Here is a 23,470-nt window from a genome sequence, read left to right as displayed (position 1 = left end):
AGGACATGGATACCGGCATAGATGGCCATCAAGGACCTGGATTTTTCCGACATTCTCGATGTCTCGGCGCTGAAGCGTGACTGTGACGTCATCTTCAAGGAAGACGGCAAGCGTACCGCCGATATCAGGTCCGATCTGTTGCCGCTCTTTCGCAAGGCCAGCACGGAAGGCCGGGAAAAGGCGCGGGAACTGCTGAAAACCGATGGCAGCGGCATTGATTGCGCCCGGCGCATCTCCTGGCTTCAGGACCGGCTGATCGAGACGCTTTATGATCTCACCTGCCAATATGTCTATCCGAAGGATGCGCCGCAGATCGCGGTTGCGGCGGTCGGCGGTTACGGCCGCGGCACGCTGGCGCCGGGATCGGATATCGACCTCCTGTTCCTTCTGCCGGCCAAGAACACGCCTGATATGCACAAGGCCGTGGAATTCGTGCTTTATCTGCTGTGGGACCTCGGATTCAAGGTTGGCCACGCCACCCGCACCGTGGATGAGTGTATTCGCCTCTCCAAATCCGACATGACCATCCGCACCGCCATTCTGGAAGTGCGGGCGATCTGCGGCAAAAAATCCCTGACTGACGATCTCGAAAAACGCTTCGAGTCGGAAGTCGTCACCGGAACCGGCCCGGAATTCATCGCCGCCAAGCTCGCCGAGCGCGACCAGCGCCACCGCAAGGCTGGCGATACGCGTTATCTGGTGGAGCCGAATGTCAAGGAAGGCAAGGGCGGGCTGCGTGACCTGCACACGCTGTTCTGGATCGCCAAATATTATTACCATGTCCGCGACACGGCCGATCTCGTCAAGCTTGGCGTCCTGTCGCGGCGCGAACTCAGGCTGTTTGAAAAGGCCGACGATTTTCTCTGGGCCGTCCGCTGCCAGATGCATTTCATCACCAACAAGGCGGAAGAGCGCCTGTCCTTCGATATTCAGCGAGAGATCGCAGATGCGCTGGGTTACCAGCCGCGTCCGGGTCTTTCCGCCGTCGAGCGTTTCATGAAGCATTATTTCCTCGTGGCGAAGGATGTCGGCGACCTGACCCGCATCGTTTGCGCCGCACTGGAAGATCGGCAGGCGAAGGATGTGCCGGGCCTGTCAGGCGTTCTCAGCCGCTTCGCCCACCGTGTCCGCAAAATCCCGGGTTCGGTGGAATTTGTGGAAGACCGGGGGCGCATCGCGCTGGCCAAACCCGATGTCTTCAAGAACGATCCGGTCAATCTGATCCGGCTCTTTCACATTGCCGATATCAACAATCTCGAACTGCACCCGGACGCGCTGCGTGTCGTCACCCGCTCGCTGTCGCTCATCAATGAGGGGCTTCGCGAAAATGACGAGGCAAACCGGCTTTTCCTGTCGATCCTGACTTCGCGGCGCGATCCGGCGCTGACGCTGAGGCGCATGAATGAGGCCGGGGTGCTCGGCAAATTCATTCCCGAATTCGGCAAGATCGTCGCGATGATGCAGTTCAACATGTATCATCACTATACGGTCGACGAGCATCTGATCCGCTCCGTTGGCGTGCTGTCGGAAGTGGACAAGGGAACCGCGGTGGATGCTCATCCGCTTGCCAACCAGCTGATGCCCAGCGTTGAGGAACGCGAGGCGCTTTATGTCGCCGTTCTGTTGCATGATGTGGCGAAGGGTCGGCAGGAGGACCATTCGATTGCCGGTGCCCGTGTTGCCCGCAAGCTCTGCCAGCGTTTCCGCCTCACCGGCAAGCAGACCGAAACGGTCGTTTGGCTGATCGAGCAGCATCTTTTGATGTCCATGGTCGCCCAGACGCGTGACCTGCATGACCGCAAGACCATCACCGATTTCGCCGACAAGGTGCAATCCATGGAGCGGCTGAAAATGCTGCTCATCCTGACGGTCTGCGATATCCGTGCGGTTGGCCCCGGCGTGTGGAACGGCTGGAAGGGGCAGTTGCTGCGCTCGCTTTATTACGAGACGGAACTGCTTCTGTCGGGCGGCTTCTCGGAAGTCTCGCGCAAGGAGCGGGCACAGATCGCCCGGCAGGCGCTATACGATGCCCTTGATGACTGGGGCCAGAAGGCGCGGCGCAAATACACCAAGCTGCATTATGAGCCCTATCTGCTGACGGTGGCGCTGGAAGACCAGGTGCGCCATACCCGCTTCATGCGCGAGGCGGACAAGCAGGAAAAGGCGCTGTCGACCATGGTGCGCACCCATTCCTTCCACGCGATTACTGAAATTACGGTGCTCGCGCCCGACCATCCGCGCCTGTTGTCGATCATCACCGGCGCCTGTGCAGCGGCCGGCGCGAATATTGCGGATGCGCAAATCTTCACCACCTCTGACGGGCGGGCGCTGGATACGATCCTCATCAACCGCGAATTCCCGATTGACGAAGATGAGACGCGGCGCGGCAACAATGTCGGCAAGCTCATCGAGGAGGTTCTCTCCGGCAAGCAGCGCCTTCCGGAAATGATCGCCACGCGGACCAAGAGCCGCAAGAAAAAGAGCGCCTTCACCATTCCGCCCTCGGTCATCATTTCCAACGGGCTGTCGAACAAGTTCACCGTCATCGAAGTCGAGTGCCTCGACCGGCCGGGGCTGCTGGCGGATATGACGGCTGTCATCGCCGACCTGTCGCTCGACATTCACTCCGCCCGCATCACCACCTTCGGCGAGAAGGTCATCGACACCTTCTACGTGACAGATCTGTTCGGCCAGAAGGTGACGAATGACAACCGGCAGGCCAGCATTGCGCAACGCCTGAAGGCTGTGATGAGCGAGCAGGAAGACGAATTGCGTGACCGCATGCCGAACGGCATCATCGCCCACCCAGACGTGGCGGCGCTGCCGGCCGCGCGCACGGCAAAGGCTTGATATCCCCATGAGTCTCATCGGCAAGTTCGCCACCGTCGGCACCGCCACGCTCGGCAGCCGCATTTTCGGCTTTCTGCGCGAGACCCTGATGGCCGCGGCCGTCGGAACCGGTCCGGTGGCAGACGCCTTCAATGCCGCGTTCCGATTTCCCAACACCTTCCGGCGACTCTTTGCCGAAGGTGCCTTCAATTCGGCTTTCGTGCCGCTTTTCGCCAAGGAGATCGAGGCGAACGGCATGGAGGGTGCAAGGCGTTTTTCCGAAGAGGTCTTCGGCGTTCTCTTCACCGTGCTTCTGGCACTGACAATCCTGATGGAATTGTCGATGCCGTTCATCGTGCGCACGGTGATTGCGCCGGGTTTTCTGGAAGACCCGGTGAAATTCGATAACACCGTTCATCTCGCCACCATCATGTTTCCGTATCTCGCCTGCATGTCGCTGGCGGCGATGATGGGCGGGATGCTGAACTCGCTGCATCGTTATTTCGCAGCCGCGATCGCACCTGTCTTCCTCAACATCATCCTCATCGGCGTGCTCGCCTTGGCGTGGTGGAAGAATTACGATCCTTTGCAGGTGGGTTATGCGCTCTCGTGGGGAGTGATGGCGGCGGGTCTGGTGCAGCTCGCCATCGTCTGGATCGCCGTGCGCAATGCAGGCATGCGGATCGGTTTCCGCAGGCCGAGGATGACCAAGAATGTGCAGAGGCTTCTGGTCCTTGCCCTGCCGGCGGCAATCACCGGCGGCATCACCCAGATCAATCTTCTGATCAACACCAATATCGCCTCGGCCGGTGAGGGCGTGATCTCCTCGCTTGCCTATGCCGACCGGATTTACCAGTTGCCGCTCGGCGTTGTGGGCATTGCCGTGGCCACCGTACTTCTGCCGGAACTTGCACGCGCTTTGCGCGGTGGGCACATGGTGGAGGCGGGAAGCCTGCAGAACCGTTCGGTCGAATTCGTATTGTTCCTGACCTTGCCTGCGGCAGCAGCCCTTCTTGTCATGGCGGAACCGATCGTCCGTTTTCTTTATGAGCGAGGCAACTTCTCACCTTCGGCCACCATCACCGTTGCGCAGATACTCGGCATCTATGGCTTGGGCCTGCCGGCCTTCGTGCTGATAAAGGCCTTCATTCCCGGCTTTTTCGCCCGCGAGGATACCCGCACGCCGATGATTTTTGCTGCGATTTCCGTGGTGGTGAATGTCTCTCTGGCGCTGACGCTGTTTCCGCGTCTCGGCGGCCCGGGTATCGCCATTGCCGAGATCACTGCCGGCTGGGTGAATGCCGCCCTGCTATTCGGCATGCTTTTGTGGCGCGGTCACTGGCAGGTGGATATTCCGCTTCTGACTCGCATTCCGCGGTTGCTTCTGGCCGCAGCTTTGATGGCCGTTTTTGTGCATTATGCGCTGACCTGGCTGAGTTTCGAGCTCTCCTCCGCCTCATCCATCTTCGTCCGGGCCGGCACCATCATGGGCCTCGTCTTTGCGGCCATGCTGGTCTATTTCGTGCTGGCTTTCGTTTCGGGCGGTGCCGATATCGGCATGGTCAAGAGAGCCATCCGCAAGCGCGGTAAAAAGACCGCCGAAACGGAGGCGGGCTGATGTCCTTTGCTGCAAACCGCCGCATCGCACTGGTCACGCTTGTCGTGGATGACTACGACCGGGCAAAGGCATTTTATTGCGATGTTCTCGGCTTCGAGTGCCTCTCCGATCAGCCGCTTGACGACGGCAAAAGGTGGCTTGTGGTCAAGCCGCAATGCGCCGAGGGTGGTGCCCTTTTGCTTGCCGAGGCGGATGGCGAAGCGCAACGGCTTGCCGTCGGCAACCAGACCGGCGGCCGTGTCGGATTTTTCCTGCATACCGACGATTTTGCCCGCGACTATGAAACCATGATTGAGCGCGGCGTGTGCTTTCTGGAAGAGCCGCGCCATGAGGTTTATGGTTCCGTCGCGGTCTTTGCCGACCCCTATGGAAATCGCTGGGATCTTCTTCAACCGCGCGGCTGACAGGCCCTGAAACCGCTTGATTGCGAGGGGCTGTGGGTGCATAAGCGCGCGTGCAATTGCAAATACGGGGCGGGGCCCTCCACAAGCCTTTTCGAGGACGACAATGAACGCATTCAAGCCGCTGGTTTTCTCGGGCGTCCAGCCGACCGGCAATCTGCATCTCGGCAATTATCTCGGCGCGATCCGCAAATTCGTGGCGCTGCAGGAAGATAACGACTGCATCTATTGCGTCGTCGACATGCATGCCATCACCGCCCAGCTCGTTCACTCGGACCTGAAGGCGCAGACCCGCTCTATCGCGGCCGCCTTCATCGCAGCCGGCATCGATCCCGTGAAGCATATCGTCTTCAACCAGTCGGCCGTGCCGCAGCATGCGGAACTGGCATGGGTTTTCAACTGTGTGGCGCGCATCGGCTGGATGGAGCGAATGACCCAGTTCAAGGACAAGTCCGGCAAGAATGCCGAACAGGTCTCGCTCGGCCTGCTCGCCTATCCGAGCCTCATGGCTGCCGACATTCTCGTCTATCGCGCCACGCATGTTCCCGTCGGCGATGACCAGAAACAGCACCTCGAACTCGCCCGTGACATTGCCCAGAAATTCAACATCGATTTCGGCGGCCATATCCGCAACGCTGGTCTCGGCGTTGATATCATGGTTGGCGACGAGCCGGTGCATGCCTATTTCCCGATGGTGGAGCCGCTGATCGGCGGCCCGGCGCCGCGCGTCATGTCGCTCAAGGACGGCACCAAGAAAATGTCGAAGTCCGATCCTTCCGATCTGTCGCGCATCAACCTGATGGATGATGTCGATGCGATCTCGAAGAAGATCAAGAAGGCAAAGACCGATCCGGACGCGCTGCCGAGCGAAGTGGAAGGCCTGAAGGGCCGCCCGGAGGCCGAAAACCTCGTCGGTATCTATGCTGCGCTCTCGGACAAGACCAAGGCGGATGTTCTTGCCGAATTCGGCGGCCAGCAGTTCTCCACCTTCAAGCCGGCCCTCGTCGAGCTTGCCGTCAATGTCCTTGCGCCGGTCAACAACGAGATGCGCCGTCTTCTCGATGATCCGACCCATATCGACGCCATCCTTAAGCAGGGTGGCGAGCGGGCACGCGCTATTGCCGAAAAGACGATGAACGAGGTGCGTGATATCATCGGCTTCCTGCGCTGACAGGTCGCTGCCTTGTGCATGCGGCGGGCGGTTTGCGCCTGCCGTGATTTGATATAATCTCCGCCCGAACCGTCGGGCGGTTCTCGGATCACGGCGGACCTAAGGGAGTGCGGAATGGTTTCAACACGGCTGTCGCGTCTGGAAGGGCATCGTCGCAAGTTTCTCGCCGTTATCGATGACACACCGGAATGCGAAAGGGCCGTGCATTATGCCGGTCGTCGCGCCAAAAACTCCAATGGCGGACTGGTGTTGCTTTACATGATCCCGGAAGGCGATTTCCAGCAATGGCTGGGTGTGGAGCAGATCATGCGGGCCGAGGCGCGTGAGGAGGCGGAAGCCACGCTTGCCAAGGTCGCCCAGAAGGTGCGCGAAACAATCGGCATCGAGCCGGAATCCGTCATTCGGGAAGGCAGCGCCACCGAGCAGATTCACGGGTTGATCGAGGAAGACCGCGATATCGCCATTCTCGTGCTGGCTGCCGGATCGACGAAAGAAGGGCCGGGACCGCTGGTTTCCTCCATCGCCGGACGCGGCGCGGCCTTCCCGATCCCGGTTACCGTCTTGCCGGATACACTGACGGATGAGGAAATCGACGCGCTCTGCTGATCCGGTTTCGGACGGGTTTTGAGGGCTGACGATTTCTTGAATGTAATTATCATGTCAGGGCTTGAAGTGTGGCTTCGCCGGGCGTATTTTTGGAAGAATTCTAAATTACGGGGCGTGAACCGCGGCCTCGAAGGAGACGACGATGTTCATTCAGACGGAAGCAACGCCCAACCCCGCCACGTTGAAGTTCCTGCCGGGCAAGGTGGTGCTGGAAAGCGGCACAGCGGAGTTCCTTAACGCGTCGCAGGCGCAGGCTTCGCCCCTGGCGGAACGCCTCTTCACGATTCCGGGCGTCACTGGCGTCTATTTCGGTTTTGATTTCATCACCGTCACCAAGGATGATGCGGAATGGCAGCATTTGAAGCCTGCCATCCTCGGCTCGATCATGGAACACTTCATGTCCGGCCGGCCGATCATGGGCACGGCGATTGCCGCCGAAGTCTCGGACGAGGAAGGCGAATTCTTCGAGGAGGGTGACGAAACCATCGTCGCCACCATCAAGGAACTGCTGGATACCCGCGTTCGCCCGGCCGTGGCGCAGGATGGCGGGGACATCACCTTCCGCGGCTTCCGCGATGGTACGGTGTTCCTGAACATGAAGGGTGCCTGCTCGGGCTGCCCGTCCTCCACCGCCACGCTGAAACACGGCGTTCAGAATCTGCTTCGCCATTTCGTGCCGGAAGTGCGCGAAGTCGAAGCGGTATGATGCTGTAAGCCAGGCCATGATTGTTCTCGCACTCGACACGTCAGGTGTGGATTGTTCCGCCTGTATCTATGACAGCGCCTCTGACAGGGTGCTCGGTGAGGTCTGCGAAACGATCGGTAAGGGCCATGCCGAAAGGCTGATGGCCGTGATCGACGGCGCCCTGCAGCAGGCGCAATTGCCGCTCCAGAAGGTCGAGCGCATTGCGGTGACCATCGGTCCGGGGTCCTTTACGGGCATTCGGGTCGGCGTTGCCGCTGCGCGTGGTTTTGCTCTGTCGCTCGGCGTTGAGGCCGTTGGCGTCACGACGCTGGAGACTGTCGCTTTGCATCATCTGCTCGGAAACCCCGACCGGCCTGTGGCCGTAGGGCTCGATGCGAAACGCGGTGAAACCTATCTCCAGACATTCGGCGCGGATGGATTTCCACTCAACGAGGCGGCGCTTCTGTCTCTTGATGACGTCAAAGATGCCCTCTCCGGTTTCGATGGTGCCGTCATCGGCTCTGCCGCACCGCTGTTTGCGGGAGAGGAAACCGGCTCAGGGCCGGACCATTTCCCGATTGCCTCCGTCGCGCGTGCTGGAGCGCGCAAGCCGGTAGGCCAGCCGAAACCGGCGCCGCTTTATCTGCGCGGGCCGGATGCCCGGCCACAGACCGGTTTTGCGCTGGCACGCCAGGACGTTGCCTGATACGGCATGCATGAGTGGCCGATACTGATTCCCGTTATGCCCGATATTTGTGATGCCCGATACCTGCGATGTTTGACGACTACCTGAGCTGGAAACCCTATTTCGAGATCGTGCCGATGCAGCATGAGGATTGCGCCGCGGTGGCGGACTTGCATGCCTTGCGCTTCCCACGTCCGTGGAATGACGGGGAGTTTTCAGGCCTGCTCACCCAAGGAGCGGTTTTCGGCGCCGTCGCCCGCCAGACAAACGCATTTTTCAGCAAGCCGCTCGGCGGTTTCGTGCTGGCGCGTGAAGTGGCCGGCGAGGCGGAAATCCTCACCGTCGCCGTGGCCGACAAATTCTCGCGCGCCGGTCTCGGCTGGCGTCTGATGCAGTCGGCCATTCGCGAGGCGATGATGCGCGGCGCCGAAACCATGTTCCTTGAGGTGGACAATAACAATGCCTCTGCGCTGGGGCTTTATAAAAAGCTCGGCTTCAAGACGGTTGCGGAGCGCAAGGCTTATTACACGGCCAAGAATGGAACAAAGTCGACGGCGCTTGTCATGCGTCGCGATCTTCGCTAGTTCCCTGCGACAGGCATTTTTTCGGCGAAAGCCGCAAAATTCAACCGGAATACTCAAAAGGCCAGAAGACGTGATAGACCTTTCGAAAACGCTGGAGGAGCTTTGTGCCGAACGCGGCATGCGGATGACGGACCAGCGCCGTGTTATCGCCCGCGTCCTGCAGGAGTCCGCTGATCATCCAGATGTCGAGGAGCTTTATCGTCGTTCCTCCGCCGTGGATCCGCGCATCTCGATCTCCACCGTCTATAGGACGGTGAAGCTGTTCGAGGATGCCGGCATCATCGAGCGTCATGATTTTCGCGATGGCCGCTCGCGTTATGAGACGGTTCCCGAAGAACATCACGATCACCTGATCGATTTGAAGAACGGCGTGGTTATCGAATTCCACTCGGCGGAGATCGAGGCGCTTCAGGAAAAGATCGCCCGTGAGCATGGCTTCAAGCTCGTGGATCATCGGCTGGAACTCTACGGTGTGCCGCTGAAACCCGACGAGCGCTGAGACGCCGGTGAACAAGCGGGCGTTCCCATCATGATGTGGCTTCGGATAGCCTATATCGCGATCGTTCTTCTGATCGTGACGCTCATATTGCTGCCGCTGCAACTCCTGGGTCTCGCCTTCGACTGGCGGCTGCGCCGTCGCATTCCGCGCATCTGGCATCGCATTGCCTGCCACGTTCTCGGCATCCGCGTGCATGTGCACGGGAATGTGGAACAGGCAAAACCGCTGATGCTGGCGGTCAATCATGCCTCGTGGAAGGATATCCTTGTTCTTGGCAGCATTGCCGACGTGGTGTTCATCGCCAAGACCGAGGTGCGTGACTGGCCGGTTTTTGGCTGGCTCGCCCGCCTGCAGAAAAGCATCTTCGTCCAGCGGGAGCAGAAGCGCAGCACTGGCCAGCAGGTGGGTGAGATCGCCAGCCGCATAGCCGACGGCGAGATCGTCGTCCTTTTCCCCGAAGGCACGACTTCGGATGGCAACCGCATGCTGGCCGTCAAATCCTCCCTGTTCGGTGCCGCCTCCACCGCCGCTGAGCAGGTTCCGGGCAAGCTGGTCTACGTGCAGCCAGTCGCCATCGCCTATACACGGGTGCAGGGCATGGCCATGGGCCGTTACCACCGGATCATTGCCGCCTGGCCCGGCAGCATCACGCTCGTGCCGCATCTGCTCGGCGTCATCAAGGCGGGCGCCATCGATGTCGACGTCACATTTGGGGAAAGCGTTCCATTTCACAGCGCCGATAACCGCAAGCGTCTTGCGACTGATATTGCCGCTGCCATCCGCTCGATGCTGGCCTTCAGCCTGCGCGGCGGCTGGCGGAAATAGAGCATCGGACCGAAAACTGTGCGCGGTTTTCAGGAAATCCGAAGCGTAAGCTAAAATCTAGAGCAACGGAATTACTCCGTTGCTCTGGCATCCTCGCTTTTCCGGCATTTTTCTGTTTAATCTGGCGGGGAAAAACACTAGATAGCCGCCATGACCCAGGAAACACTTGGCCTTGACGCCCCATCCATGAACGCCCGCGAGGGCGCAAACAGCCGTAAGGTTTTTATCAAGACCTACGGCTGTCAAATGAACGTTTATGATTCCGTGCGCATGAGCGATGCGTTGGCGAAGGATGGTTACGTTCAGACCGAGGATATGGGCGAAGCCGATCTGGTTCTGCTGAACACCTGTCACATCCGCGAGAAGGCGGCGGAAAAGGTTTACTCCGCGCTTGGCCGCCTGCGGGATATGAAGAAGTCACGCGAAGAGCAGGGCCGTGAATTCATGATCGGCGTTGCCGGCTGCGTTGCGCAGGCGGAAGGCGAGGAAATCCTGCGCCGTGCGCCCGCCGTCGATGTCGTCATCGGCCCGCAGACCTATCATCGCCTGCCGGATGCGCTGAAGCGCGTGCGCGGCGGCGAGCGCGTCATCGAGACCGAATATGCGGTAGAAGACAAGTTCGAGCACCTGCCGGTCGCGGAGAAAGCGACACTGCGTTCGCGCGGTGTCACGGCGTTTTTGACGGTGCAGGAAGGTTGCGACAAGTTCTGCACCTTCTGTGTCGTGCCCTATACGCGCGGTTCTGAAGTGTCGCGCCCCGTGCGCCAGATCGTCGATGAGGCGATGAAACTGGTGGATGCCGGCGTGCGCGAGATCACGCTGCTTGGCCAGAACGTCAATGCCTGGCAGGGCGAAGGTCCGAAGGGCGAAAAATGGGGTCTGGCCGAACTGCTCTACAGGCTGGCGGAAATTCCGGGCCTTGCGCGGCTTCGCTACACCACCAGCCACCCGCGCGACATGGACGACCGCCTGATCGGCGCCCATCGCGATCTGCGCATTCTTATGCCCTATCTGCACCTGCCGGTGCAGTCCGGCTCGGACCGCATTCTGAAGGCGATGAACCGTCGCCATACGGGTGAGGAATATATCCAGCTCATCGAAAAAATCCGCGCCGCCCGCCCTGATATCGCCATGTCGGGGGACTTTATTGTCGGCTTCCCCGGTGAGACCGATCGCGATTTCGAAGATACGATGGCGATGGTCGAGACGGTGAAATATGCACAGGCCTTCTCGTTCAAATATTCCACCCGTCCCGGCACGCCGGGCGCCGACCTGACCAATCAGGTGGAGGAAGATGTGAAGGCCGAGCGGCTGGAACGATTGCAGGCCCTGTTGCTGCGGCAGCAGAAGGAATTTGCGGAATCGCTGGTCGGAAAGACCATGGATGTGCTGCTGGAAAAGCCAGGCCGCATGCCTGAGCAGTTGATAGGTCGCTCTCCGTGGCTGCAATCCGTGAATCTTGATGCAAAGACGTTGAAAATCGGTGACATTGTTAATGTACGAATCACCGCAACGGGTCCAAACAGCTTGTTTGCCGAGGTGGCAGGGAGTTAGAGTGAGGAGCCGAAACTGATTGGGACAGGAGCCTGACCGCTTGAACGCACACGAATTGGTATCAAATTCATCGCGCCAGCCACGCCAAGCCGCGACCGACGCCAATCACTTCGTCCTCACGTTCGAGAATAACAGGATAGCGGGAGAGCTATTCGGTCAGTTCGATCAGAACCTGAAGCTACTGGAGCAGCGCCTTAATATCGACGCCCGCCCGCGTGGCAACTCCGTCGCCATCACCGGCGATGTCGTGGCTACCAATCAGGCCCGCCGCGCGCTGGATTTCCTTTATGAGCGCCTGCTGAAGGGCGGAACCGCCGAGGTCTCCGACGTGGAAGGTGCGATCCGCATGGCCATGGCCGCAGACGACCAGCTGACCTTGCCGACGATGGAGCGCAAGGCGAAGATTTCCATGGCGCAGATTTCCACCCGCAAGAAGACCATCGCTGCCCGCACGCCGACGCAGGATGTCTACATGCGGGCGCTGGAGCAGTCCGAACTGGTTTTCGGCGTCGGCCCCGCCGGCACCGGCAAGACCTATCTGGCCGTGGCCCATGCCGCACAGCTTCTGGAGCGTGGCGCGGTCGACCGCATCATCCTGTCGCGTCCTGCGGTGGAAGCGGGCGAACGCCTGGGCTTCCTGCCGGGCGACATGAAGGAAAAGGTCGATCCCTATCTCCGCCCGCTTTACGACGCGCTTTATGACATGATGCCGGGTGACAAGGTGGAGCGTGCCATCCAGGCGGGCGTCATCGAAATTGCGCCGCTGGCTTTCATGCGCGGCCGTACCCTTGCCAATGCTGCCGTCATTCTGGATGAAGCCCAGAACACCACGACCATGCAGATGAAGATGTTCCTCACACGTCTTGGTGAGAACGGCCGCATGATCGTGACCGGTGACCCGAGCCAGGTGGATTTGCCGCGCGGCGTGAAATCCGGTCTTGTCGAGGCCCTGCAAATCCTCCCTGATGTCGAAGGCGTGTCCGTCGTCCGCTTCAAGGATGTCGATGTCGTCCGCCATCCCATGGTGGCACGCATTGTCCGGGCTTATGAATCCCACACGGCCGTGCCGGATGAAAGCCTCGTGAAGGGCAGCTGACCTAAAGACAATGACAGTTCTGGATATTCAAATCAGCGTCGAGGCCGAAGGTTGGCCCTCGGAAGAAGACTTGGTCACATTCTCCACCAGGGTTCTGGATGCCGCCGTCGATTTTCTGAAGCGGGAAGAGGAACAACCCTTTCCGAAAACGCCGGTCGAACTGTCGCTGGTCTTTACTGATGACGAAAATATCCGGGAAATCAACGCCGAATGGCGCGACAAGGACAAGGCGACCAACGTCTTGTCTTTCCCCGCTTTTCCGCTGGAGCCGGGCGGAATGCCCGGCCCGATGCTGGGCGATATCGTCATCGCCCGCGAGACGGTTGAACGCGAGGCCCTTGAACTTGAGAAGAGTTTCGAGGATCATCTGACCCATCTTCTCGTCCACGGGTTCCTGCATTTGTTCGGTTATGACCACATGGACGAGGAAGAAGCGGAAGAAATGGAGTCGCTTGAGACTCGCATTTTGGCGGTGCTTGGCCTATCTGATCCCTACGCGGGTCAGGAACCGCTTTAAATATTGTCTGGAGCCATGAACGAACATTCTGCACGACCTGCCAATGAGGGCAGAGAAAACGGCGAGCAGTCCTCTTCGGAGGAGGGCAGTAGTCACTTACGGAACGACACCAGTGCAAAGCCGAGATCGACGATCTGGTCGCGCATAGGGCGGTTGCTGAAACCGTCACAGGGCGAGCGTCTTCGCGAGGATCTGACCGACGCGCTGATGGCCGACACCGAAATCGGTGCTGCCTTTTCGCCTGAAGAACGGGCGATGTTGAACAATATCCTCCGTTTCCGCGAGATCAGGGTCGAAGATATCATGATCCCGCGCGTCGATATCGACGGTCTCGACCAGAACATGACGATCGGCGACGCGCTGATCCTCTTCGAGGAGACCGGACGCTCCCGTATGCCGGTTTATGACGAGACGCTGGATAATCCCAAAGGCATGATCCATATCCGCGATCTGCTGGCCTATGTCGCCAAGCAGGCCCGCAACAAACGCCGGGCGGGATCGCGCAGCGTCGCTTATGGTGAGGCGAAAGCGCCGCGCTCCCCACGCCCGAATTTCGATCTGGCGCGGGTCGATCTCGAGCAGACGGTCGCCGATGCCGGTCTCGTGCGCAAAATTCTATTCGCACCACCCTCGATGCTCGCCTCCGATCTGTTGAAGACGATGCAGGCGCAGAGAACCCAGCTGGCCCTCGTGATCGACGAATATGGCGGCACGGACGGCCTCGTCAGCCATGAGGATATCGTCGAGATGGTCGTGGGCGACATCGATGACGAGCATGACAAGGACGAGGCGATGTTTTCGCGGCTCTCCGCCGATGTGCTGGTTGCGGATGCGCGCGCGGAACTTACCGAACTTGCAGAAGTGATCGGACCGGAATTCGACGTGCGCGAACATCTGGAGGAAATCGATACGCTCGGCGGCCTCATCTTTTTCGCGCTCGGCCGCATTCCGGCCAAGGGCGAGGTGGTTCGGGCCGTGCCCGGTTTCGAGTTTCAAATTCTCGATGCGGATAGCCGGCGTATCAAAGGCGTCCGTATCGTCCGTGATCATGGCTCGGAAGGGCAGGACGATCGGGCTCCCGGCGAAGCCGACGGGGTTATCGCGCTACCAGCGCCGGATGTTCGCCTGATCACGCACCAGCACAACGCCGACTAGAAAAGGTGACGGGAAGCCCCCGTCACTTTTATCTCTCAAGACAGGGATTCGGCGGGTTGGAACGAGCAAAAGGCCGCAGGAGTCTGCGGCCATCATCCCTCCTGTGGACTGCGAATCTTTTTTACTTTACGTCAGGTCTGAGGGGAAACTCCGTGGCGCGGCCTCGTCGCGAGCGGGCTTTTCCAGACGCGCATAAACGGAGATGGCATGGAGCGTCTTGCAGGCAGGGTAATGCTGGCCGGCGGCATGAGCCGCGCAGTAATGGCGATTGCCGCAGGTGCGGTCGGGGCGCTCGCTTTGCCTCCATTCGGCTTTTTCGCGGCGCTTTTTTTCTCTTTCACCCTGCTTGTCTGGCTCGTGGACGGCTGCACCGGCAAGCCGGGCGGTGGTCTCTTCAGCCGCATCCTGCCGGCTTTCGGCATAGGCTGGTGTTTCGGGCTTGGTTATTTCGTGGCCGGCCTGTGGTGGCTGGGCAACGCTCTGCTGCTGGAAGCCGATGAATTCGCCTGGGCGCTGCCGCTCGCCATCCTGGGTCTGCCGGCATTGCTGGCGCTGTTTTACGGTTTTGCCGTCGCGGCCGCCAATCTCCTCTGGTCGGATGGCCTTGGACGCATTGCGGCGCTTGCCGCCGCCTTCGGGTTTTCGGAATGGCTGCGCAGTTTCCTTGCAACCGGCTTTCCCTGGAACGCCATCGGCTACGGCATCATGCCCATCCCGGTCATGATGCAGTCCGCGCACCTGCTCGGTCTTTTCAGCATCACCGCGCTGGCGGTTTTCATTTTCGCTTCACCGGCGCTGATCGCTACGAAAAAAGGCGTGGGACCGGGACTGGCGCTGGCAGGCCTGCTGCTTGCGGCCCACTTCGGTTATGGCTTTTACCGCCTGCAGACGCCGGCAGAGACGCCGGCGGACGCCCTGACCGTCCGCATCGTGCAGCCGTCCATCGATCAATCCCGCAAGATGCTGAATGCCGACCGTGCAGAGATTTTCGCAGAGCATCTGCGGTTGTCGGCCCTGCCGCCGGGTGAAGGGAAAAAACGCCCCGATATCATCGTCTGGCCGGAAACCTCCGTGCCGTTCATCCTGACGCAAAATCCGGATGCGCTCGCGGAAATCGCCAGAACACTCGAGGACGGCCAGGTGCTGTTCACCGGCGCCGTCAGGATGGAAGATCAGGGGGCCGGCCGACCGCCGCGTTATTATAATTCGGTCTATGCGATCGACAGCCAGGGCGAGATCATCGGCGCAACCGACAAGGTGCATCTGACGCCCTTTGGCGAATATGTTCCCTTTGAAGGCATACTGCGGGAATTCGGCATCGACAATGTCATCGCCTTGCCGGGCGGCTTTTCCGCCGCTTCGTCGCGCACGCCGCTCACGCTTCCTTCGGGCAAGACCTTCTATCCCTTGATCTGTTACGAGATCATTTTCCCCGGAGAGATGACACCGGGTCTTCAGGGATCGGCGGCGATCCTCAATGTGACGAATGATGGCTGGTTTGGTGATACGCCCGGTCCCTACCAGCATTTTCTGCAGGCAAGAGTACGCGCCGTTGAGACGGGCGTGCCAGTGATTCGCGGCGCCAATACGGGAATTTCCGCCGTCATAGACCCCTATGGCCGCATTATTGCCGGGCTGGACTATGGTCGGGTGGGAATTGTTGACGCCACTTTGAGTGGTGGGTCTAACGACGCATTTACTTACGACACACATCGGACGTATTTCTGGTTGATTTTTTCTACCTTGATGATCGTTGCGGTATTTCCCGCCTTGAGTTTCGCTCGGCGCCAGAATTGACCGGGCACCCCTGTAATTGCATAGTGAATACGTCAGTCGTAAAACAAGTTTAGACGCTGTCGAATTGCCGACTCATTTCTTCGAATAGTAGTGAAACGAGATATCAACCCTTTCCGAGTGTCAGGACCGCATGATGACCGAGAATAAGAAAAAGCCTAACCCCATCGACATTCATGTCGGAAGCCGAATTCGCCTTCGTAGAACCATGCTCGGAATGAGCCAGGAGAAGCTGGGGGAAAGTCTCGGAATTACCTTTCAGCAAATCCAGAAATATGAAAAAGGCACAAACCGCGTTGGCGCCAGCCGCCTCCAGAATATTTCCGCGATCCTCAATGTGCCCGTTTCCTTTTTCTTCGAGGATGCGCCCGGTGATCAGGTCGGCGGCACCCCCGGCATGGCCGAAGCCTCAAGCTCAAATTATGTGGTCGATTTTCTTTCCTCGGCTGAAGGTTTGCAACTGAACCGGGCTTTCGTGAAGATCGCCGACCCGAAGGTTCGCCGTCGTCTGGTCGATCTCGTCAAGGCGCTCGCCGCCGAAGGCGACGCCGAGTAAGCGAAGCCTCTCCAGCGCAAAATTTCCGGCACGGGATGCCGGGCACTCAACGGTCCGCAAGGACCGTTTTTTTGTGTCTGGTTAGAAAGGAATTCTCACATAAAGATATATTTATGTGGTTGTGTCCTTGTTTTTCGCGGCCGAAATGACTAACAAACTCCAAGACCATTCTTTGAGGGGAATCCCGCATGCGTGCCAATTACCTGTTCACCAGCGAGTCCGTGGCCGAGGGTCATCCGGACAAGGTTTGTGATCGTATTTCCGACGAAATCGTGGATCTTATCTACCGTGAAGCGGCCAAGACGGGCGTTGACCCCTGGACCGTGCGCATCGCATGCGAAACGCTTGCGACGACCAACCGCGTCGTTATCGCCGGTGAGGTTCGCGTTCCCGACACGCTTCTGAAGAAGGACAAGGACGGCAAGGTCGTCAAGGACGCTGCCGGCCACCCGGTCATCAATCCTTCCAAGTTCAAGTCCGCCGCCCGCAAGGCGATCCGTGACATCGGCTACGAACAGGATGGTTTCCACTGGAAGACCGCCAAGATCGACGTTCTCTTGCATCCGCAGTCGGCCGATATCGCACAGGGCGTTGATAGCGCTTCCGACAAGCAGGGCGACGAGGGTGCCGGCGACCAGGGCATCATGTTCGGTTACGCCTGCAAGGAAACGCCGGACCTCATGCCGGCGCCGATCTATTATTCCCACCGCATCCTGCAGCTGCTTGCCACCGCCCGCAAGAGCGGCGAAGGCGAAGCGGCAAAGCTCGGCCCCGATGCCAAGAGCCAGGTGACGGTTCGTTACGTCGACGGCAAGGCGGCTGAAGCCGTATCCATCGTTCTGTCCACGCAGCACCTCGATGCCAGCTGGGATTCGAAGAAGGTCCGTCAGGTCGTCGAACCCTATATCCGCGAGGCTCTGGGCGAGTTGAAGATCGCAGACGATTGCCAGTGGTATATCAACCCGACAGGCAAGTTCGTCATCGGCGGTCCCGACGGCGATGCCGGTCTGACCGGCCGCAAGATCATCGTCGACACCTATGGCGGTGCCGCTCCCCATGGCGGTGGCGCATTCTCCGGCAAGGATACGACCAAGGTCGACCGTTCCGCCGCTTATGCCGCGCGCTACCTCGCCAAGAACGTCGTGGCTGCCGGCCTTGCCGAGCGCTGCACGATCCAGATCTCCTACGCGATCGGCATCGCCCAGCCGCTGTCGATCTATGTCGATCTGCACGGCACGGGCAAGGTCAGCGAAGATCAGGTCGAAGACGCGATCCGCAAGGTCATGGACCTGTCGCCGTCGGGTATCCGCCGTCATCTCGATCTCAACAAGCCGATCTACGCCAAGACGTCTTCCTACGGCCATTTCGGCCGCAAGGCTGGCCGTGACGGCTCCTTCTCCTGGGAGAAGCTCGATCTGGTGAAGCCGCTCAAGGAAGCTTTGAGCGCCTAACCCTTGTCATTTGACGGCGATTGAGAGATACCGTCACCAACTTTTGTAACCCGCACAGTGCCCAACGTGGCGCTGTGCGGGTTAAGTCTATTTGTTCTTGAGAGTATGAGATGACGGAAGAACGGCGTTCGCGAGCAACGGAAGCGTTTTTTGGCAGACGCAAGGGCAAGCCCCTGCGCAATCAGCAGGTCGATACGATCGAAAACCTGCTGCCTCTGCTGAAGATCGATCTGGAAAGCGTGCCCCCGCAAAATCTCGTCGCTCTCTTTCCGGCGGATGTGCGATCGATCCGTCTGGAGATCGGTTTCGGCGGTGGCGAGCATCTCGCCCACCGCGCGGTCGAAAACCCTGAGACGGGCTTCATCGGCGTCGAGCCCTTCGTGAATTCCATGGCCAAGCTGCTCGCCACGGTGCGCGAACGCGAGCTGATGAATATCCGCCTTTACGATGATGATGCGACGCAGCTGCTCGACTGGCTGCCCGAGGGATCGATCGATCAGATCGATCTGCTTTATCCCGATCCGTGGCCGAAGAAGAAGCACTGGAAGCGCCGTTTTGTTTCCGACGTCAACCTCGCCCGTTTTCATCGTGTGTTGAAGCCGGGCGGCAAATTCTGCTTTGCGTCGGATATCGATACCTACGTCAACTGGACGCTGCAGCATTGTGCCCGTCACGGCGGTTTTGAATGGACTGCGACGAGCGCAGACGACTGGCGCACGCCCTACGCCAACTGGCCGGGCACGCGTTACGAGAACAAGGCGAAACGAGAAGGCCGCAGCTCGGCCTATCTCACCTTCATCCGTCGCTAAAGCATTTCCAGTAAAAATGCGCTAACGGCCTGATCCCTTAGAGCGCCGCATCCACTTCCGCCGCCAGCGGAATGGAAGGCTGTGCGCCGGCGCGCGTGCAGGCCAGTGAACCTGCAACGGCGGCGCGCTTCAGCGCCTTTTCGAAATCCATTCCCTGATCGAGGCTGGCGGCAAGATAACCACAGAAGGTATCGCCCGCGCCGACCGTATCGACAGGCTCGATCTTCAGGCCGGAAGCCCTGAAAACTTTGCCGTTGCGCATGGCGATCACGCCATCTGCACCAAGCGTGACGATCAATGTCTGGCCGGTCCTGTCATGCAGGACCTTGAGTTCGCTCTCTCGTTCAGCACTGGAGAGTCCGTTCTTGCCGATCAGCAACTCAAACTCGGTTTCGTTGGCGATGACGATATCGGCAAGGCCGGCGAGACGCGGTCCGTCGGCGGTCAGCGGTGCGGTATTGATGACGGTGGTGATCCGCTTTGTTTTTGCGGCCGTCAGCGCCGCTTCGATGGCGGGTGCCGGTATCTCGAATTGCAGCATCAGAATATCGCCCGCAGACATTTCCGATATGGTCTTTGCAGCGTCGGATGCGGAGACTTCGCCATTGGCGGCGGGAATGACCGAGATCATGTTCTCCCCGCCTTCACCGATCAGGATCACCGCCGTTCCCGTCGGGCCGGGTGCCGTCTTGACGAGAGACAGATCGGTGCCTGCGTCGCGCAGCAAGGTCAGCGCCGGTGCGGCAAAGGTATCATCGCCCGCAGCGCCTGCCATCTTGACCGTGGCGCCTGCACGTCGTGCGGCCAGCGCCTGATTGGCTCCCTTGCCGCCGGCGGCCGTGGAGAAGGTGTCTCCGGTCACGGTTTCACCGGGCTTGGGCAGGCGTTTGGCAGTGGCGACGAGGTCCATGTTGATGGAGCCGAAAACAGTAATCATGGGGCGCTGGGTCCGTATGAAATTTGAGCAAGGCGGCGACTTTGCCCGAGACGATCACTCGTCGTCAACTACCCGCAATTTGGCCGCGCCGGCTCGGTTTTCCGCAAAGCGACGGGCCTGCTCGATTTCTCCATGCGAAGCCTCTTTTTCCGTCGGCGAAAAATCAAGACCTTCGATCTTCTGGCCACGCGCCAGCACCTTGTCGGAGGAGATCAGCATCATGTCGACATCCTTCTGCGCCAGCCCGAAATGAGCCTGCAGCTTGCGCGTCCTGTCGTCCAGCCGTCGCACATCGTCCATGAGAAGGGCGACCTCGCCCTGAATGAGATGCGCCTGCTCGCGCATGCGCTGGTCTTTCAAAACAGACTGGATGACCTGAACCGACAGCATCAGAAGCGAGGGTGATACGATAACGACTCGGGCGCGGTGGGCACGCTGTACCAGATATTCGAAATGCTGGTGAATGTCGGCGAAGATCGATTCGGATGGCACGAAGATGAAGGCGGTATCCTGCGTTTCGCCGCGAATGAGATATTTCTCGGCCACGTCGCGAATATGCACCTCCATATCGCGGCGGAACTGCTGAACCGCAGCGCGTTTGGTTTCGGGCGTCTCATCCGCCTTGATCGCGTTCCACGCCTCCAGCGGAAACTTGGCATCGATGACCAGCGCTGGCGCATTGTTTGGCATCTTGATGATGCAGTCGGGCCGATAGCCGTTGGAAAGCGTCGGCTGAAGCTGAAAGGCCCCGGCAGGAAGGGCATCGGCGATCAGCGTTTCCATGCGCGCCTGTCCGAAAGCGCCGCGAGTCTGCTTGTTGGAAAGGATCGCCTGCAGTCCCACCACGTCCTTCGCCAGATCCTGAATATTGCCCTGTGCGGCATCGATGACAGCCAGGCGCTCCTGCAGGCGGCTCAGATTCTCATGGGTCGACCGGGTCTGCTCGGTGAGCGTTTCGCCAAGGCGCTGCGACATGCCGTCAAGTCGCTGGTTCAGCGTCTGGCTCATCTCGGTCTGGCGCGTGCCAAGTGTTTCCGCCATGGCCGCAATCCGGCCGTGCAATTCCGACTGCGTTTTCAGGAGATCGGAGATTTCACCATCGGCTCCCGCTTTTTTTGCGCGGTTTGCCGTGACCAGCCATGTGATGACCAGACCGAAAACCAGAGCCGCAAGCAACGCGCCGAAGCTGATATCGATGGAGCCGGCCCGCAGCGCGGGATCAAGGAGAACGGAGAAATCTATGTTCATGATTAAATCTAGCAGATTTCCAGTGATTCGGAAGATCAAAACAAGAACATTCCTGCGGCGGAAATGAGTCGAATGCGGTGGACGCCGCAGGCAGTTTTCACCCTCGTGTTTTTTATTTCCTCCGCGCGAGAGATACGTTATGGGAAGCCATGACCATCAAACCGCTTATCATTTTGCCCGATCCCGTGCTGCGTCAACAATCGAAGCCCATCGAACAGGTGGACGCCGAAGTGCTGCGCCTTGCCGACGACATGCTCGAAACCATGTATGATGCGCCCGGTATCGGCCTCGCCGCCATTCAGATCGGCGTGCCGCGCCGCATGCTGGTGATCGACGTGGCACGCGAAGGCGAAGAAAAGACCCCGATCGTTTTCATCAATCCAGAAATCCTCAAAGTGTCGGACGATATCTCGACCTATGAGGAAGGCTGCCTCTCCATTCCCGACTATTATGCCGAAGTGGAGCGTCCCGCGTCGCTCACGGTGCAATATGTCGGCCGTGACGGCAAGCAGCAGACGGTCGAGGCGGATGGTCTGCTCGCGACTTGTTTGCAGCATGAGATCGACCACCTCAACGGCGTTCTCTTCATCGACCATATTTCGCGGCTGAAGCGCGACATGGTCATCAAGAAATTCACGAAAGCGGCCCGCGCAAAGATCTGATCCGTCCTCTTCGGGCCGGAATGGACGACAGGGCAGGGGGCGACGATGTCTCTTCGCATCATTTTTATGGGCACGCCGGATTTTTCCGTTCCCACATTGCGTGCATTGGTGGAGGCGGGCCACGAGATCGTTGCCGTCTACACCCAGCCGCCGCGTCCCGGCGGCCGCCGTGGTCTCGATCTGCAGAAGTCGCCGGTCCATCAGGCAGCCGAATTGCTGGGGTTGCCGGTGCTGACACCGGTGAATTTCAAGACCGAGGAAGATCGCCAGCAGTTCCGGGATTTCAACGCCGATGTGGCTGTCGTCGTGGCTTATGGGCTGCTGCTGCCTGAAGCGATCCTCTCCGGCACGCGTCTTGGCTGTTACAATGGTCACGCCTCGTTGCTACCGCGCTGGCGCGGCGCTGCCCCCATCCAGCGGGCGATCATGGCCGGTGACGCCGAAACCGGCATGATGGTCATGAAAATGGAAAAGGGGCTCGATACTGGCCCCGTCGCGCTCACCGCGAAGGTTGCGATCGACGAGAATATGACGGCTGGCGAATTGCACGACAGCCTGATGCTGGCAGGTGCGCGGCTGATGCGACAGGCGATGGACAAGCTGGAAGCCGGCGACCTGCCCCTCGTCACGCAGGCGGAAGAGGGTGTGCTCTACGCTGCGAAGATCGACAAGGGCGAGACCCGTATCGATTTTTCAAGGCCTGCACAGGATGTCCATGACCACATCCGTGGTCTTTCGCCGTTTCCCGGCGCATGGCTGGAGATGGATATCGGCGGCAAGCCCGAGCGCGTGAAGGTTCTCGCCTCCGAACTGGCCAGCGGCATGGGCGAAGCGGGCGCAGCACTGGATGACGCGCTCACCATTGCCTGCGGCAGCGATGCCGTGCGACTCACCCGTTTGCAGAAGGCGGGCGGCAAGCCGATGTCGGCGGCCGATTTCGTGCGTGGTACGCCGGTTCCGGCGACAACGAGGCTCGGCTGATGCCACGTTTCCGCATGACGGTCGAATATGACGGCACGCCCTATTACGGCTGGCAGAGACAGGAAAACGGCCCCTCCGTTCAGGGCGCGCTGGAGGCTGCCGTCCGGTCGCTGACTGGGGAAAGCGTTTCCATTCGCGGCGCAGGCCGGACCGATTCCGGTGTGCATGCCGTTGGACAGGTCGCCCATCTCGATCTTTCCCGGGACTGGGAACCCTACAAGCTCCGCAATGCCTTGAACGCGCACCTGGCTATGGCCGGTGAGGCCGTGGCTGTTCTCGATGCTGCCGCCGTGACCGAGGACTTTGACGCCCGTTTTTCCGCGCTGCGCCGCCATTATCTTTACCGCATCATTTGCCGAAAATCCCGGCTGGCGCTGGAGCATAAGCGTGCGTGGTGGGTATCGAAGGATATGAACCACGAGCGCATGCATGAGGCCGCGCAGATGCTCGTCGGCCGGCATGATTTCACGACCTTCCGATCTGTCCATTGTCAGGCGAACAGCCCGGTTCGAACGCTCGACCGGCTGGACGTGACGCGCAATGGCGATCTCATCGAGATTCGCGCGACGGCACAGAGTTTCCTGCACAATCAGATACGCTCTTTCGCCGGCACGTTGAAGCTGGCGGGCGAAGGTACGATGACCCCGGACGATGTGCGCGCCGCACTGGAGGCGCGGGATCGCAAGGCCTGCGGCCCCGTCGCGCCGCCGGACGGTCTTTATTTCATGCAGGTCGATTATCCCGATGTCATTCCGCCGCGCCGCCGCCCCGAAATCGAAATGACGGAAGACACGGACTGACCGATGG

23 protein-coding genes are annotated in these 23,470 nt (G+C 59.7%); 21 read left to right on the top strand and 2 right to left on the bottom strand.

All coding sequences use genetic code 11. The features are described 5' to 3' along the window. Nucleotides 1-21 precede the first annotated feature (21 nt). From O8B93_RS02040 to trmB, 18 genes are all read left to right on the top strand, one after another. Nucleotides 22-2,850 (top strand): [protein-PII] uridylyltransferase, encoded by a 2,829-nt coding sequence (locus tag O8B93_RS02040; RefSeq protein ID WP_269708150.1) that lies wholly within the window; start codon nt 22-24, stop codon nt 2,848-2,850. Between the two features lie 7 nt (nt 2,851-2,857). Continuing rightward, nucleotides 2,858-4,447: a murein biosynthesis integral membrane protein MurJ gene (murJ, locus tag O8B93_RS02035; protein WP_269708148.1), complete on the top strand. Its 1,590-nt coding sequence runs from the start codon at nt 2,858-2,860 to the stop codon at nt 4,445-4,447. Continuing rightward, the gene (locus tag O8B93_RS02030; protein ID WP_269708147.1) at nt 4,447-4,851 is read left to right on the top strand and encodes a VOC family protein; all 405 of its coding nucleotides are present in this window, start codon (nt 4,447-4,449) and stop codon (nt 4,849-4,851) included. The genes murJ and O8B93_RS02030 overlap by 1 nt, the downstream gene beginning before the upstream one ends. A gap of 103 nt (nt 4,852-4,954) precedes the next feature. Next, a complete protein-coding gene (gene trpS, locus O8B93_RS02025; RefSeq protein ID WP_269708146.1) occupies nt 4,955-6,019 on the top strand; it encodes a tryptophan--tRNA ligase in 1,065 nt (354 codons plus the stop codon). A 114-nt stretch (nt 6,020-6,133) separates the two neighbouring features. Then, complete coding sequence (locus O8B93_RS02020) at nt 6,134-6,625, top strand: universal stress protein (RefSeq protein WP_006310195.1); 492 nt, start codon at nt 6,134-6,136, stop codon at nt 6,623-6,625. Nucleotides 6,626-6,767: 142 nt separating this feature from the next. Beyond that, the gene (locus tag O8B93_RS02015) at nt 6,768-7,331 is read left to right on the top strand and encodes a NifU family protein (RefSeq protein ID WP_077984420.1); all 564 of its coding nucleotides are present in this window, start codon (nt 6,768-6,770) and stop codon (nt 7,329-7,331) included. Between the two features lie 16 nt (nt 7,332-7,347). Then, nucleotides 7,348-8,016, top strand: coding sequence for a tRNA (adenosine(37)-N6)-threonylcarbamoyltransferase complex dimerization subunit type 1 TsaB (gene tsaB / locus O8B93_RS02010; protein ID WP_269708144.1), 669 nt, complete (start codon nt 7,348-7,350; stop codon nt 8,014-8,016). 68 nt (nt 8,017-8,084) lie between these two features. Then, a complete protein-coding gene (locus O8B93_RS02005) occupies nt 8,085-8,579 on the top strand; it encodes a GNAT family N-acetyltransferase (protein ID WP_269708143.1) in 495 nt (164 codons plus the stop codon). A gap of 70 nt (nt 8,580-8,649) precedes the next feature. After that, the gene (locus O8B93_RS02000; RefSeq protein WP_080826725.1) at nt 8,650-9,078 is read left to right on the top strand and encodes a Fur family transcriptional regulator; all 429 of its coding nucleotides are present in this window, start codon (nt 8,650-8,652) and stop codon (nt 9,076-9,078) included. A 30-nt stretch (nt 9,079-9,108) separates the two neighbouring features. Beyond that, a complete protein-coding gene (olsA, locus tag O8B93_RS01995) occupies nt 9,109-9,903 on the top strand; it encodes a lyso-ornithine lipid O-acyltransferase (RefSeq protein WP_269708141.1) in 795 nt (264 codons plus the stop codon). A gap of 150 nt (nt 9,904-10,053) precedes the next feature. Further along, a complete protein-coding gene (gene miaB / locus O8B93_RS01990) occupies nt 10,054-11,457 on the top strand; it encodes a tRNA (N6-isopentenyl adenosine(37)-C2)-methylthiotransferase MiaB (protein ID WP_269708140.1) in 1,404 nt (467 codons plus the stop codon). A gap of 40 nt (nt 11,458-11,497) precedes the next feature. Continuing rightward, nucleotides 11,498-12,553, top strand: coding sequence for a PhoH family protein (locus O8B93_RS01985; RefSeq protein WP_269708139.1), 1,056 nt, complete (start codon nt 11,498-11,500; stop codon nt 12,551-12,553). A 10-nt stretch (nt 12,554-12,563) separates the two neighbouring features. Then, nucleotides 12,564-13,070: an rRNA maturation RNase YbeY gene (gene ybeY / locus O8B93_RS01980; protein WP_269708138.1), complete on the top strand. Its 507-nt coding sequence runs from the start codon at nt 12,564-12,566 to the stop codon at nt 13,068-13,070. Between the two features lie 15 nt (nt 13,071-13,085). Further along, nucleotides 13,086-14,225 carry a hemolysin family protein gene (locus O8B93_RS01975; RefSeq protein WP_269708137.1) on the top strand — a complete coding sequence of 380 codons (1,140 nt, stop codon included), beginning with the start codon at nt 13,086-13,088 and terminating at the stop codon, nt 14,223-14,225. A gap of 207 nt (nt 14,226-14,432) precedes the next feature. Beyond that, nucleotides 14,433-16,022: an apolipoprotein N-acyltransferase gene (gene lnt / locus O8B93_RS01970; protein WP_269708136.1), complete on the top strand. Its 1,590-nt coding sequence runs from the start codon at nt 14,433-14,435 to the stop codon at nt 16,020-16,022. Between the two features lie 133 nt (nt 16,023-16,155). Beyond that, nucleotides 16,156-16,575: a helix-turn-helix domain-containing protein gene (locus O8B93_RS01965; RefSeq protein WP_269708135.1), complete on the top strand. Its 420-nt coding sequence runs from the start codon at nt 16,156-16,158 to the stop codon at nt 16,573-16,575. A gap of 188 nt (nt 16,576-16,763) precedes the next feature. Then, nucleotides 16,764-18,026 (top strand): methionine adenosyltransferase, encoded by a 1,263-nt coding sequence (metK, locus tag O8B93_RS01960; protein ID WP_269708134.1) that lies wholly within the window; start codon nt 16,764-16,766, stop codon nt 18,024-18,026. A gap of 110 nt (nt 18,027-18,136) precedes the next feature. After that, a complete protein-coding gene (trmB, locus tag O8B93_RS01955; RefSeq protein ID WP_269708133.1) occupies nt 18,137-18,835 on the top strand; it encodes a tRNA (guanosine(46)-N7)-methyltransferase TrmB in 699 nt (232 codons plus the stop codon). 37 nt (nt 18,836-18,872) lie between these two features. Here trmB and O8B93_RS01950 read toward each other — a convergent pair whose 3' ends face one another. Together O8B93_RS01950 and O8B93_RS01945 are read right to left on the bottom strand one after the other, a co-directional pair. After that, on the bottom strand, nt 18,873-19,772 hold the full coding sequence (locus O8B93_RS01950; RefSeq protein WP_269708132.1) for a ribokinase: 900 nt from the start codon (nt 19,770-19,772) through the stop codon (nt 18,873-18,875). A gap of 54 nt (nt 19,773-19,826) precedes the next feature. Then, complete coding sequence (locus O8B93_RS01945) at nt 19,827-21,020, bottom strand: DNA recombination protein RmuC (protein ID WP_269708131.1); 1,194 nt, start codon at nt 21,018-21,020, stop codon at nt 19,827-19,829. 149 nt (nt 21,021-21,169) lie between these two features. Here O8B93_RS01945 and def point away from each other — a divergent pair, with 149 nt between their 5' ends. Genes def through truA form a run of 3 tightly spaced genes read left to right on the top strand, consistent with a single transcriptional unit; the run spans nt 21,170 to nt 23,463 of the window. Then, a complete protein-coding gene (def, locus tag O8B93_RS01940) occupies nt 21,170-21,682 on the top strand; it encodes a peptide deformylase (RefSeq protein ID WP_269341727.1) in 513 nt (170 codons plus the stop codon). Between the two features lie 45 nt (nt 21,683-21,727). After that, entirely contained in the window at nt 21,728-22,663 is a 936-nt protein-coding gene (gene fmt / locus O8B93_RS01935; RefSeq protein ID WP_269708130.1) for a methionyl-tRNA formyltransferase, read from the top strand. Continuing rightward, nucleotides 22,663-23,463, top strand: a complete 801-nt coding sequence (gene truA, locus O8B93_RS01930) for a tRNA pseudouridine(38-40) synthase TruA (protein ID WP_269708129.1) — start codon at nt 22,663-22,665, stop codon at nt 23,461-23,463. The genes fmt and truA overlap by 1 nt, the downstream gene beginning before the upstream one ends. The last annotated feature ends 7 nt before the right edge of the window (nt 23,464-23,470 follow it).

It is taken from the genome of Martinezella rhizogenes (assembly GCF_027460065.1).
In the GTDB taxonomy this organism is placed as follows: Bacteria; Pseudomonadota; Alphaproteobacteria; order Rhizobiales; family Rhizobiaceae; genus Agrobacterium; species Agrobacterium rhizogenes_C.
This window is presented reverse-complemented; position numbering and strand designations above follow the sequence as displayed.

Bases quoted from the DNA above. Each gene is read 5' to 3' on its own strand.
- ybeY (WP_269708138.1), top strand. From the start codon at position 12,564: ATGACAGTTCTGGATATTCAAATCAGCGTCGAGGCCGAAGGTTGGCCC.
- O8B93_RS01945 (WP_269708131.1), bottom strand. From the start codon at position 21,020: ATGAACATAGATTTCTCCGTTCTCCTTGATCCCGCGCTGCGGGCCGGC.
- tsaB (WP_269708144.1), top strand. From the start codon at position 7,348: ATGATTGTTCTCGCACTCGACACGTCAGGTGTGGATTGTTCCGCCTGT.
- O8B93_RS02020 (WP_006310195.1), top strand. From the start codon at position 6,134: ATGGTTTCAACACGGCTGTCGCGTCTGGAAGGGCATCGTCGCAAGTTT.
- murJ (WP_269708148.1), top strand. From the start codon at position 2,858: ATGAGTCTCATCGGCAAGTTCGCCACCGTCGGCACCGCCACGCTCGGC.
- O8B93_RS01965 (WP_269708135.1), top strand. From the start codon at position 16,156: ATGACCGAGAATAAGAAAAAGCCTAACCCCATCGACATTCATGTCGGA.
- O8B93_RS02030 (WP_269708147.1), top strand. From the start codon at position 4,447: ATGTCCTTTGCTGCAAACCGCCGCATCGCACTGGTCACGCTTGTCGTG.
- truA (WP_269708129.1), top strand. From the start codon at position 22,663: ATGCCACGTTTCCGCATGACGGTCGAATATGACGGCACGCCCTATTAC.
- fmt (WP_269708130.1), top strand. From the start codon at position 21,728: ATGTCTCTTCGCATCATTTTTATGGGCACGCCGGATTTTTCCGTTCCC.
- O8B93_RS01950 (WP_269708132.1), bottom strand. From the start codon at position 19,772: ATGATTACTGTTTTCGGCTCCATCAACATGGACCTCGTCGCCACTGCC.
- O8B93_RS01975 (WP_269708137.1), top strand. From the start codon at position 13,086: ATGAACGAACATTCTGCACGACCTGCCAATGAGGGCAGAGAAAACGGC.
- trpS (WP_269708146.1), top strand. From the start codon at position 4,955: ATGAACGCATTCAAGCCGCTGGTTTTCTCGGGCGTCCAGCCGACCGGC.
- olsA (WP_269708141.1), top strand. From the start codon at position 9,109: ATGATGTGGCTTCGGATAGCCTATATCGCGATCGTTCTTCTGATCGTG.
- trmB (WP_269708133.1), top strand. From the start codon at position 18,137: ATGACGGAAGAACGGCGTTCGCGAGCAACGGAAGCGTTTTTTGGCAGA.
- miaB (WP_269708140.1), top strand. From the start codon at position 10,054: ATGACCCAGGAAACACTTGGCCTTGACGCCCCATCCATGAACGCCCGC.
- O8B93_RS02040 (WP_269708150.1), top strand. From the start codon at position 22: ATGGCCATCAAGGACCTGGATTTTTCCGACATTCTCGATGTCTCGGCG.
- lnt (WP_269708136.1), top strand. From the start codon at position 14,433: ATGGAGCGTCTTGCAGGCAGGGTAATGCTGGCCGGCGGCATGAGCCGC.
- def (WP_269341727.1), top strand. From the start codon at position 21,170: ATGACCATCAAACCGCTTATCATTTTGCCCGATCCCGTGCTGCGTCAA.
- metK (WP_269708134.1), top strand. From the start codon at position 16,764: ATGCGTGCCAATTACCTGTTCACCAGCGAGTCCGTGGCCGAGGGTCAT.
- O8B93_RS02005 (WP_269708143.1), top strand. From the start codon at position 8,085: ATGTTTGACGACTACCTGAGCTGGAAACCCTATTTCGAGATCGTGCCG.
- O8B93_RS02015 (WP_077984420.1), top strand. From the start codon at position 6,768: ATGTTCATTCAGACGGAAGCAACGCCCAACCCCGCCACGTTGAAGTTC.